This window comes from Streptomyces sp. NPDC055078 (assembly GCF_053607985.1).
Genome location: NZ_JBSGUP010000238.1, coordinates 1 through 11,384, shown reverse-complemented (window position 1 = coordinate 11,384; position 11,384 = coordinate 1). Strand labels below are relative to the sequence as shown.

The following is an 11,384-nucleotide window of genomic DNA, read 5'->3' as shown; positions in this document are numbered from 1 at the left end:
GCTCACCGCGCGGTGAGCCGGGCCCCTGCTCATGTACCCATGCCTCAGCGGGGTGCGCCGACCGGTTCCGGCGCGGGCTTCTCGGCCGGAGCCCTGCGCAGCAGTACGGCCGCGAGTACGGCGGCACCGACCAGCAGGGCCCCCGCGACGCCGGCGGCGTACTGCATCCCGAGGACAAAGGCTTCGCGGGCGGCGGAGAGCACCTCGTCCCCCACTCCGCCGGGCAGCCGGCCGGCGACCGCCGAGGCTCCCGCCAGCGTTTCCCGGGCCGCGTCCCGCGCCCCGGCGGGGACGCCCCCCGGCAGGGTGGCGGCCACTTCCTCGCGGTAGACCGCCGCGCCGATGGAGCCCAGCACCGCCATGCCCAGCGCACCGCCGAACTCCTGCCCCGTCTCCAGCAGCGATGACGCCGACCCCGCCTTGTGCGCGGGGGCCGAGGCCAGCGCCATGTCATTGGCCAGCGCGATCACGGTCACGATGCCGCAGCCGATGACCGCGGAGCCGGCCAGCAGCGTCCACAGGGAATCCGTACCGGTCAGGGCGAGCAGCGCGAAACCGGCCGCGCCGATGAGGAATCCGGCGGCGATGAGGTGCCCCCGGTGGAACCGCTGGGCGAGCGCGGCGGCCACCGGGGCCGCGACCCCCACGGACAGCGACGGGATCAGACTCCACAGCGCGGCCTCCAGCGGGCCCATACCGAGCACCGACTGAAGGTACTGGGTGGTGAAGTAGGCCGAACCCATCATCGCGAACATGGCGAGGGTGAGCAGGGCGACCCCGGAGCCGAAGAGCCGTCCGGTGAACAGTTCCCGGCTGATCATCGCGTCCGCGCGGGTGCGCTGACGGTGGACGAAGAGCGCCCCGACGGCGAGTCCCGCCGCGACGCACAGCGCCAGGGGGAGGCTGAGCCCCTCGACGGCGATCTCCTTCAGCCCGTAGACCACCGGCAGTACGGCACCCACCGACAGCGGCACGCTCGGCAGATCGAAGCGGCCCGGCGCGGGGTCCTTGAACTCCGGCACCAGCAACGGGGCGAGGATCAGCAGCAGCACCATCGCGGGGACATTGACGAGAAAGACCGAACCCCACCAGAAGTGGTTCAGCAGCACCCCGCCCATCACCGAGCCGAGCGCGATACCGCCCGCCATCGCGCCGGACCAGATACCGATCGCCTGGGTGCGCTGCCGGGCGTCCCGGAACATATTGCGGACCAGGGCCATGGTCGACGGCATCAGCGTGGCCCCGCCGATACCGAGCAGCGCCCGGGCGGCGATCAGCATCTCGGCGCTGTTCGCGTAGGCGGCCCCTACGGAAGCGACGCCGAACGCGGCGGCCCCGACGAGGAGCAGCGCCCGGCGGCCGATCCGGTCGCCGAGCGATCCCATCGTGATGAGGAGTCCGGCGAGCGCGAAGGCGTAGACGTCGAAGATCCACAACTGCTGGGTGCTGCTCGGGTCCAGCTCCCGGGTGATCGCGGGAATGGCGAAGTACAGGATGGAGACGTCCATCGAGACCAGAAGGAGCGGGAGCAGGAGGACGACGAAGGCGGTCCACTCCCGGCGGCCCGCGCGGAGGTTCGTACGGCTTGGCATGCCAGGGAATATACAAACGTTCTATACGGACGTCTAGTACGGATGTATAGATCGCTGTCCAGGGCTGGTCGCCGACCGGTGTCCCGGGCGCTCGTCAGGGGTGCCGAACCGGGGTCCCCGGGGGATCGGGGCAGCTCGCACGGGTGCGCGGGTGTCTGATACGGATGTAGACGAATGTCTGATACAGATGTATGGGACGTTTGTCCAGGCCGCTGTACGCTGCGGCCATGGGACATCGTGAGGATCTGCTCGAAGGCGCGAAGCGCTGTCTGCTGGAGAAGGGGTACGCCCGGACGACCGCCCGGGACATCGTCACCACCTCCGGTACCAATCTCGCCTCCATCGGCTATCACTACGGGTCCAAGGACGCCCTCCTCCAGCAGGCGGTCCTCGCCGTGACCGAGGAGTGGGGCGACATGGTCGACCTTGAGGCCGCGGGCGGGCCGCCGCGGCCGGACAGCGGACCGGAACGCTTCGAGGACTCCTGGGAGCGCGTCCTCGCCACCTTCGACGCCCATCGCTCCCTCTGGAAGCTCCAGCTGGAGGTCGTCGCACGGCTCGACGGTGACGAGGAACTGCGGGAGGCCATCAAGGCGGCGCAGGTCGAGGCCCGGTCGGAGCTGGCCCAGCTCTTCGGCGGGGCCGACTACCCGGCCGGGGAGGAGGACCGCCGGGCGGTCGGGCGGTTCCATCAGGCACTGACGATGGGAGTCATGATCCAGTGGCTCACCGACCCGGACACGGCTCCCTCCGCCCAGGATCTGGTCCGGGCGCTGCGGGCGGTGCAGGAGAGCTGGGCGGGGGCCGCGGTGCGCGGCGGGTCGTGTGACACCGCCTCCGGCCGGTCGCAGGGCACCGCGCTCGGAGGGTCGCGTGACGCCGTGGCGGACGGTCCGCGTGACGCCGTAGCCGACGGGTCTGATATGGGCGGGTCTGATACGGGCGGGTCGGCGGGCGGATAGGCCGGGCGGGGGACCGGGCCGGGGTTCCCTCTGCTGGCAGCTGAGGAGACCGGGACCGGAGCGAGTCAGGGTCGGGTGGGGTGGGGCGGGGTTCGATCGGCTACGGAGCCGGGGCTTCCGGGGCGGGTGTTCCCCGCTCGGAGCCGATGGGGCCGGGGACAGCGCCGGACCGGGGCTCCGGCGCTCAGAGCCGGGCGGCCTTCAGTGCCATGTGCAGCAGCAGCCGGTCCTCGCCCTGTGCCAGGTCCAGGCCGGTGAGCCGCTCGACGCGGGACAGCCGGTAGTAGAGGGTCTGGCGGTGGATGCCGAGCAGGGCGGCCGAGCGGCCCGCCTGGCCCGCGCAGTCCAGGAACACCTCGGCCGTGCGGGCCAGCTCACGGTGGGCGGGCGCCAGCAGGGGCCGTACGGCGGGGTCGTCGGCCGTGGCGGCGGGCAGGGCGGTGAGCAGGCGGTACGGGCCGAGTGCCGACCAGCGCGCCACCGGGCCCAGCCGCGGTTCGGCCCGGACGGCGCGGGCCGCCGAAACGGCCTCGTGCCAGGCGGTGTTGAGGTTGCCGAGCCCCAGCCGGGGGGACGCGGTCCCGGCCCCCGCGCCCGGTGCGGCGGGCAGCAGCCGTTCGGCGGCCGACAGGGCCGGGGCGAGGGTGTCCGTCGACCGCAGGCGTACGAGGACGGCCAGGGCGCGCGCGGGTACGCCGCCACCGGGCCGGGCGGACTCCGGGCCCGGGGTGCCGGGGGCGGGGGCCGTGCCCGGTGCCGGGGCGGGCCCGGGGGCCCTCGCGGTACCCGGCCGGGTCTCGCCGGCGGCTGCGCCCCGGGGCCGGGCCTCCGCCGTCCCTGTCCCGGAGTCACCGGTCCCGGTTCGGGAACTGCCGGCCTCCGTCCCGGAGCCCGCCCGCCGGGAGGTGCCTGGGCCGGCCGCCGCCGTACCGGGCGGTGACGGTGCGACCGGCGGTGCCGCGTGGGCGGACCCCGTGCCCGGGTGCGCCGGGGCCACGGGGGTCGCCCGCGCACCGGAGGAAGGCGCACGGGCAGCGGCCGTACCGGAGGCGGTCGCGTCGGAGTCGGCCGTACGGGAGGCGGTCGCTCCGGAAGCCGCCGTACCGGAGACGGTCGCGTCGGAAGCCACCGCTCCGGAAGCCACCGCTCCGGAAGCCACCGCGCCGGGAATCGCCGTACGCGAAGACGCCGCACGCGAAGCGGTCGCCGCGGCAGCCGCCCTATGGGAAGCCGCCGCGCCCGGCGCCGCCGTACCGGAACCGCTGTCCCGGGCGGAGCCGGAAGGGAGCCCGGAGCCGGGCCGGGTGTCCGGAACCGGGGTGGCCGCGGAACCGGCCCTCGGCCCGGGGGCGCCGCCCTTCGCGCCGGCCGGGGCGCCACCCGTGGCCGGTTCCCGGTGACCGGGTGCCCCCGGCGGGGCGGCCGGGCCACCGCCCCACGAGATCCCGACCGTGCACACCGCCGCCACCCCCGGCAGGGATCTGGCCGACGGCGGGTCATCGGCGGGCCAGGGAGCCAGGCACACCACCGCGTGCGGCCCGTCCGCCCCCCGTTCGTCGCCGCCGAGGGCCGTACGCAGGGCCGCCACCGCCATGTCGTACTGCCAGCCGCGCTCCGCAGTCAGCGCCGCCCGCAGCTCCCGGGAGAGGTCGGCGCCCGCCCGCTCCTCGTCCGCCAGCAGGGTGCCGATCCGCGCCGCGACCTCCATGGCCGCCGTGAGCTGAGCGTCGGTGGGGCCCGGGGTGGTGTCCAGCAGCCAGACGTAGCCGAGGGCGATGCCCCGATGCCGTACGGGAAGGCAGATCCGGTCGCGGAACACGCCCGCGTCCGGGGCGGCGGGGATACGGACCGGGCCTGTCGCGCGGGCGATGCCGAAGCCCTCGAACCAGGCGCGGACGGCCGGGGACGAGGTCCGGGTCAGGATCGAACGCGTCCTGACCGGGTCCATCGCGGTGTCGTCCTCGCTGTCGTGCGCGCCGAAGGCGATCAGCCCGAAGTCCCGGTTCTCCAGGGTCGCGGGGGCCGTCAGCAGCGCCGAGATCTCATCGACCAGGTCCTGGTAATCACCCTTCACCCGGACATTCTGGCATGCCCTTCAGACATTTGTCTGAGATCCCGCTCGCGGATGCGTGACAGCTGTCGATGGCTGAGGATCGGAGCGATCCTTAGATTTCACGGTGGTTCTTCGTGCCGCTCCGGATTCGCCGACACCAGTCACGCCAGTCACACCGGTCGTATCAGTGAGACCAGTGACCAGTGACACCGGTGACGGCGATTCCGCCCCGGCTCTGCTCGCACTCTCCATGGAGGTCCCCGTGCTGGGTCCCGTGATCCTCGCCGCGTCGCGCAGCGACAGGATGCGCCGCGCCGTGTCGGCGGCCCCGGTCACCAAACCCGTGGTGAACCGTTTCATCGCGGGGGAGTCGGTCCAGGAGACCATCCCCGTCGTGACGGACACGACCGATCTGGGCCTGGAGGTCACACTCGACGTCCTCGGCGAGGACATCACCGACCCGACGGAGGCGGTGCGCGCACGCGACGCCTACCTCCGGCTGATCGACGCGCTCCGGCCGCTGGGCCTCGGCACCCGCGCCGAGATGTCCGTGAAGCTCTCCTCCTTCGGGCAGGCGCTCCCCGGCGGGCACGATCTCGCCCTGAGGAACATCGCGCCGGTCGTCGAGGCCGCCGCCGGGATCGGCACCACGGTCACGCTCGACATGGAGGACCACACCACCGTCGACTCGACCCTCGCGATCCACGCCGGACTGCGTGAGCGCTTCCCCCAGACCGGCGCCGTCGTCCAGTCGTATCTCTTCCGCACCGAGGACGACTGCCGGGCGCTGGCCGCCGCGGGCTCGCGCGTACGGCTGGTCAAGGGTGCCTACAACGAGCCCGAGACCGTCGCGTACCAGGACAAGGCCGAGGTCGACCGGGCGTACATCCGCTGTCTGCGGATTCTGATGGAGGGCGAGGGGTACCCGATGATCGGGTCACACGACCCGCGCGTCATCTCCATCGGCCAGGAACTCGCCCGTCGTACCGGCCGCAAGCTCGACGACTACGAGTTCCAGCTGCTGTACGGCATCCGGGAGGCCGAGCAGCACCGGCTGGCCGCCGAGGGCCACCGGGTGCGGGTCTATATCGCGTACGGCACCGACTGGTACGGCTACTTCATGCGCCGCCTCGCGGAGCGCCCCGCCAATCTGGCGTTCTTCCTGCGTTCGCTGGTCAGCCGCGGCTGACACCGACTGACCTACTGATTAAGGAGATTCGGCAACCATGGACGCTGTGACCAAGGTCCCCGCGCCGGTCAATGAGCCGGTCCATTCCTATGCCCCGGGCAGCGCCGAGCGCGCCCGGCTGGAGGCCAGGCTCAAGGAGCTGGCCGAGAACCCGATCGAGCTGCCGATGACGATCGGCGGCGCCCGGCGGATGGGCGGCGGCGAGCGGGTCGATGTCGTCCAGCCGCACAACCACGGCGCCGTCCTCGGCACCTTCGCCGGGGCCACCAGGCAGGACGCCCAGGACGCTGTCGACGCGGCCCTCGCCGCCGCGCCCGGCTGGCGCGCGATGTCCTTCGACGACCGCGCGGCGATCATCCTGCGCGCCGCCGAGCTGCTGTCGGGCCCCTGGCGCGAGACGCTCGCCGCCTCCACCATGCTGGGGCAGTCCAAGACCGCCCAGCAGGCGGAGATCGACACGCCCTGTGAGCTGATCGACTTCTGGCGGTTCAATGTCGCCTACGCGCGCGATCTGCTCGCCGAGCAGCCCGTGGCGAACTCCCCGGGTGTGTGGAACCGGCTGGACCACCGCCCCCTGGAGGGCTTCGTCTACGCGATCACGCCCTTCAACTTCACCGCCATCGCCGGCAATCTGCCGACCGCCCCCGCCCTGATGGGCAATGTCGTGGTGTGGAAGCCGTCCCCGACGCAGACCCACGCGGCCGTGCTGCTGATGCGGCTGCTGGAGGAGGCGGGGCTGCCCAAGGGCGTCATCAATCTGGTGACCGGCGACGGCATCGCCGTGTCCGATGTGGCGCTGAACCACCCGGAACTGGCCGGTATCCACTTCACCGGCTCGACCCGGACCTTCCAGCATCTGTGGAAGACGGTCGGCGCCAATATCGAGAGGTACCGCTCCTACCCGCGCATCGTCGGTGAGACCGGCGGCAAGGACTTCGTCGTCGCCCACCCCAGCGCGGACCGCGCCGTCCTGAAGACCGCGCTCACCCGGGGTTCCTTCGAGTTCCAGGGCCAGAAGTGCTCGGCCTCCTCCCGTGCGTACATCCCCGCCTCGATCTGGAACTCCGGCTTCAAGGAGGAGTTCGCGGCCGAGGTCGACGGCATCCGGATGGGTGATGTCACCGATCTGACCAACTTCATGGGCGCGGTGATCGACGAGCGCGCGTTCGCGAAGAACAAGGCCGCCATCGACCGGGCGAAGCAGGACCCGAGCTGCGAGATCGTCGCCGGTGGCACCTACGACGACTCGGTCGGCTACTTCGTCCGCCCGACCGTCGTCGTGTGCTCGGACCCGGAGAACGAGGTCTTCACGACCGAGTACTTCGGCCCGTTCCTCGCGGTGCATGTGTACGACGACGAGACGGCCGGCGGGTACGACGCCATGCTGGCGCAGATGGAGTCGGTCTCCGCGTACGCCCTGACCGGCTCGGTCATCGCGAACGACCGCGCGGCGGCGGCGCACACGATGGAGAAGCTGCGGTACGCCGCGGGCAACTTCTACATCAACGACAAGTCGACCGGCGCGGTCGTCGGCCAGCAGCCGTTCGGCGGCGGCCGGGCGTCGGGCACCAACGACAAGGCGGGTGCCCCGCAGAACCTCATGCGCTGGACGCTGACCCGCTCGATCAAGGAGACGCTGGTCGCCCCGACCGACTACACCTACCCCCACCAGGGCTGATCCACCGGGTCCGCCCCCTGAACCCGCCCCCGCTCCGGCCCCCCTGCCGGAACGGGGGCGGTTCCACGCCCCGGATCCTTCTCCCGCCCCGCTGTTTCACTCCGGGGGTGTCACTCCGGGGCGCTCTCCGCCAGGCGTTTGATCGCCGACAGCCGGGCGTCCCAGTCGGAGGCCACCCGGTCCATCCAGCGGGCCGTGGCGGTCAGCGGGCCGGGCAGGACCGTATAGCGCGCCTCGCGGCCCTCCCTCAGGGCGGCGACGAGCCCGGCCCGGGTCAGCACCGCCAGGTGCTTGACGATCGCCTGCCTGCTCACCGGCAGCTCCCTGGCCAGGACGGTGGCGGTCGCCCGGCCGTGCGCGGCGAGCGCGTCGAGTATTCGGCGGCGGGTCGGGTCCGCCAGCGCGGACAGCACCTCCGATACGGCGTCGTCGTCGTCCGTACGGGACGGGTCGGCGCGGGCGGCTGCCGCGCCGAGGCCCGGAGGGTACGGGGGGCCCGTCGGCTCGGTGCGTGCCGTCCGTGCCGTCCGTGCCTGTTCCGTACGCTCGGGGACCCGTGGCGCGGGGGTCCCGCGCGCCGGGTCCGTCTCCGCCGTCATGCCGCCAACTGCTCCGAGTACTTCTGGATGTTGACGACCTGCTCTTCCCAGCCGCTCTCGTGGCTCTCGTACGACGCCGTGTCCTTCCGGTCGTCGGGGACGGTGAGCGAGGCGAAACCGGTCTCCACCACGCGCAGCAGGGTGCCGGCGCCTTCCGGTGCGAGCGTGAACTCGACCAGGGTGGAGTTGCCTTCGACCGCCTCCTCGCCGGGGTACGCGGCGGCCCACCGGTAGGCGAAGCGGTGCGGCGGTTCCACGGTCACGATCGTCGTCGGGAACTGGCCGAACTCGCCGTGGTCGAGGAACATCGTGCCGCCCGGGCGCAGATCGACCGGCGTGGGCTCGCCCTGGCCGAACCAGGAGCCCACGTGCTTCGGCTCCGTGAGCACCGCCCAGACCCGCTCCACGGGCGCTGAGATGGTGATCTCCCTCTCGATGCGGTCCTTGCTCATGAGGTGTCTCCTTCGCTTGATGTGCTACCCGATGGTTGCACGTCTGGGTCTTATGTGCAACCACATGGTTGCGATATTCCCCGGCCGGGTGCCGGCTGAGTGTCCGCCGCTCACCCGCCGTACGCCCGCCGTACGCCCTGATCGGCGCGCTCCTCGTGCGGCCCGGAAGGGATCGAAGCCGGCCAGGGGTGGCTGTGACCTTCTGAACACGGGGCATCAACCCGAGGTCAACCTCCGGGCCCGGTGGGAGACTTGGCGCGTGTTCGAACTCCTGCCCGGTACCGGACTGCTGTTGCCGCACCACGCCGGCACGCTCCGGTTCGGCATGAGCCAGCACGCGGCGCAGTGGACCGTCTCCACCATCTGCCCGATCCGGCCGTGCTACGTCTGCGGTACGGCATGGGGGTTCTGCGGCGAGTACCGGGGGCTGACGATCCAGGTCTGGGGCGCGAGCGAGGGGACACACGCCCGGGGGCTCGGCTATGTCGAACTCGAACGCATCCCCGGCGATCCCACCGGCACCGAGCCCACCACCCCCGCCCTGGTGCCCGTCGTCCACGAGGGGGTCGACCTCTTCGGACACCCGAGGGACGAGGTGTCGCCGTATCTGCCGCCCACGGCGCGGGTGAATCACGGCACCGGGCTGACCGGCGGCTACATTCAGTCCATCGGCCTGCGCAGCCCTGCCTGGAATTTTCCGTTCCGGTGATGCGGGCGGTGGTCTCGCGTACCTCTCGGGTCCCGGGCAGGTCCGCTGTCCGGCGGAAGGCGTCCAAGGAGCGGGCCTCCAAGGAGCGGGCGTCCGGCGGCGGGCGGCCAGGGAGCGGGCGTCCGGCGGCGGGTTCCGGTCCCGGGGCCCTGCTGACTCCGGCCTACCCGCTCCAGCCGGCGACGATCAGCGAAAGACCGGCCGCGAACCCGCCGCACAGAACCACCAGATACGGGACATAGAACCTGCGGTACCGGCGCAGCAGCCAGCCCAGGGCGGCGAAGCCCAGGCCCACCGTCACCGTCCGTGAGCCGCGCGCGAGCGCCGACGACGCCAGCCAGTCGCCGGCCGGGATGTCCGCCTGGCCCGCCTGTGCCGCGTATACCTTGAAGGGGATGCCGTTCCACGGCTGGTCCGCCACCGCGTCCGCTCCCCTGAGGGTCAGTTCGTGCCGCGCCTCGGCGCGCATCCGGTCCGTCGTCAGGGGCGCGGGCAGTTCGACGCCCGCGCCCGCCAGCCGGAGCGCCAGCAGTGAACCGACCAGGCTGCCTGCCAGCGCGGCCACCGTCAGCCGCAGCGCGGCGGACGGCACGGTGACACAGACGATCCCGAGCAGCAGCTCCGGCATCAGCGGCCAGCTCAGCGCCTCGGCGAAGGCCCAGACGAAGGCGATCAGCAGCCCCCGGCCCGTGACGGCCCGTGCCGCCACCCACCGCCGGGTGCGGGAGTCCCGCAGCGACTCCGCGTTGGTACGGCTGTGCAGCGCCGCGACCGCCGAACGCGCCTCCTCCGGGGTGGCCGACGGCGGCAGCGGCGCCCCGATCCGTACCCGTACCAGCGACGAACGCAGCGATCCGTGCTTGGGCAGCAGCCGGTCCGTGCCCGCGATGCCCACCGGCACCACCGGCACCCCGGCCGTCTCGGCCAGCACCAGCGCCCCCCGGTGGAAGGAACCCACCCCGCTCTCGCCGCCCCGGGTCCCCTCCGGGAAGAGGACGATCGCGCGGCCTGCCCGCAGCTCACCGGCCGTCGTGAGGAGGTCGTCCATGCCGCCGCCCGTGCGCCGGACCGGGAATCCCGCCGCGAGCCTGCTACAGATCCGGCTCCGCCACGGCGAGGCGAACCAGTAGTCGGCCGCCGCGCCGATCGCGGGGGTGTGGCGGGCGTCCAGGGTCGCCAGCAGCGCGGCCGTATCGGCGTGCGACGCGTGGTTGGCGACGACGACACACCCACCGCGCGGCAGCCTGCCCCGGCGCTCCACCCCGCCCGTCAGCGTCAGCACGAACCACCACAGCGCGCGCCGGACCAGGGACGCCGCCCGGGACGGCGAGGGCAGTCCCGCCGCGCCCGCCCCGCCCCCCGGCCGTACCGCCCCGCTCCCCGTCTGTACCACCCCGTCGCCCGCGCCGCCCGCCGGGCCGGTCGCCTGCCCGGTCGCCTCGCTCCCCGGGCCGGGTGCCACCGCGTCCGGCCCGCTCCCCGGGGCCTTCACGCGGTCACGACCGTCGCCAGCAGCAGCGCGGGCAGCAGGGAGTCGATCCGGTCCAGGAGTCCGCCGAATCCAGGGAGCCAGGTGCCGGCGTCCTTCACGCCCGCCTCGCGCTTGACCATCGACTCCAGCAGATCGCCGAGCACACAGCCGGCCAGCACCGCCGCCCACAGCAGCGGCGAGAACGCGCCGACAGCGAGCAGCACCAGGCCCGTGGCCACCGCGGCACCGGCGACCCCCGCCCAGGTCTTGTTCGGCGACAGCGGCGAGAGGCGGCGTGCCAGGGGGCCGCGCCGCCCAAGCGCCGTACCGCCGCACCACGCGCCGACGTCACCGAGCGCGACCGCCAGACCCACCGCGACCGCCGTGTCCCCGAGGACGACCAGACCGGTCAGCGGGAGGGGGATCCACAACAGGGCGAAGGCCGACCGTGCGGCCCGGGTGAAACCGGCCGACTGGTCCCCGGACAGCAGCGGCGGCAGCGCGGCGGCGAGGAGCAGCAGCCCCGCCGCCCTGAGGTCGAGCGCGCCGGGGGCCAGCCAGGCAAGACCCGGCAGGGCGACGGCGGCCACCGTGAGCACCGCGTGGTCGGCGGGGCGCAGCCCCGCCATCCGTACGTACTCGCTCACCGCGATCACCCCGAGCGCCGCCGCCAGCGCGA

General features: G+C 73.1%; 9 protein-coding genes and 2 pseudogenes. 4 read left to right on the top strand and 7 right to left on the bottom strand.

Annotation, left to right across the window (positions count from 1 at the left end; genetic code table 11):
- Window positions 1-44: 44 nt before the first annotated feature.
- Window positions 45-1,592 carry an MFS transporter gene (locus ACWF94_RS20530; RefSeq protein ID WP_453490063.1) on the bottom strand — a complete coding sequence of 516 codons (1,548 nt, stop codon included), beginning with the start codon at window positions 1,590-1,592 and terminating at the stop codon, window positions 45-47.
- A 227-nt stretch (window positions 1,593-1,819) separates the two neighbouring features.
- On the opposite strand from ACWF94_RS20530, the gene ACWF94_RS20525 reads away from it, so the two are divergent.
- Window positions 1,820-2,554 carry a TetR/AcrR family transcriptional regulator gene (locus ACWF94_RS20525; protein WP_453490060.1) on the top strand — a complete coding sequence of 245 codons (735 nt, stop codon included), beginning with the start codon at window positions 1,820-1,822 and terminating at the stop codon, window positions 2,552-2,554.
- 184 nt (window positions 2,555-2,738) lie between these two features.
- Here the strand turns inward: ACWF94_RS20525 and ACWF94_RS20520 are convergent.
- Together ACWF94_RS20520 and ACWF94_RS20515 are read right to left on the bottom strand one after the other, a co-directional pair.
- Window positions 2,739-3,329, bottom strand: a pseudogene (locus ACWF94_RS20520) (PucR family transcriptional regulator); the annotation flags it as partial.
- A 576-nt stretch (window positions 3,330-3,905) separates the two neighbouring features.
- A pseudogene (locus ACWF94_RS20515) lies at window positions 3,906-4,628 on the bottom strand (PucR family transcriptional regulator); the annotation flags it as partial.
- 241 nt (window positions 4,629-4,869) lie between these two features.
- Here ACWF94_RS20515 and ACWF94_RS20510 point away from each other — a divergent pair.
- A complete protein-coding gene (locus ACWF94_RS20510) occupies window positions 4,870-5,796 on the top strand; it encodes a proline dehydrogenase family protein (protein WP_453490072.1) in 927 nt (308 codons plus the stop codon).
- Window positions 5,797-5,833: 37 nt separating this feature from the next.
- Window positions 5,834-7,474, top strand: coding sequence for an L-glutamate gamma-semialdehyde dehydrogenase (gene pruA / locus ACWF94_RS20505; RefSeq protein ID WP_453490058.1), 1,641 nt, complete (start codon window positions 5,834-5,836; stop codon window positions 7,472-7,474).
- Window positions 7,475-7,584: 110 nt separating this feature from the next.
- Here the strand turns inward: pruA and ACWF94_RS20500 are convergent, their stop codons facing one another.
- Both ACWF94_RS20500 and ACWF94_RS20495 read right to left on the bottom strand, forming a co-directional pair.
- The gene (locus ACWF94_RS20500) at window positions 7,585-7,887 is read right to left on the bottom strand and encodes an ArsR/SmtB family transcription factor (protein WP_453490069.1); all 303 of its coding nucleotides are present in this window, start codon (window positions 7,885-7,887) and stop codon (window positions 7,585-7,587) included.
- Window positions 7,888-8,069: 182 nt separating this feature from the next.
- Complete coding sequence (locus ACWF94_RS20495) at window positions 8,070-8,525, bottom strand: SRPBCC family protein (protein WP_453490055.1); 456 nt, start codon at window positions 8,523-8,525, stop codon at window positions 8,070-8,072.
- Between the two features lie 259 nt (window positions 8,526-8,784).
- Here ACWF94_RS20495 and ACWF94_RS20490 point away from each other — a divergent pair, with 259 nt between their 5' ends.
- Complete coding sequence (locus ACWF94_RS20490) at window positions 8,785-9,234, top strand: hypothetical protein (RefSeq protein ID WP_453490052.1); 450 nt, start codon at window positions 8,785-8,787, stop codon at window positions 9,232-9,234.
- Between the two features lie 163 nt (window positions 9,235-9,397).
- On the opposite strand, the gene ACWF94_RS20485 is transcribed toward ACWF94_RS20490, so the two are convergent.
- Together ACWF94_RS20485 and ACWF94_RS20480 are read right to left on the bottom strand one after the other, a co-directional pair.
- On the bottom strand, window positions 9,398-10,570 hold the full coding sequence (locus tag ACWF94_RS20485; protein ID WP_453490066.1) for a lysophospholipid acyltransferase family protein: 1,173 nt from the start codon (window positions 10,568-10,570) through the stop codon (window positions 9,398-9,400).
- 152 nt (window positions 10,571-10,722) lie between these two features.
- Window positions 10,723-11,384, bottom strand: a 662-nt coding sequence (locus ACWF94_RS20480; protein WP_453490049.1) for a phosphatidate cytidylyltransferase, incomplete at its 5' end; no start/stop codon positions are given.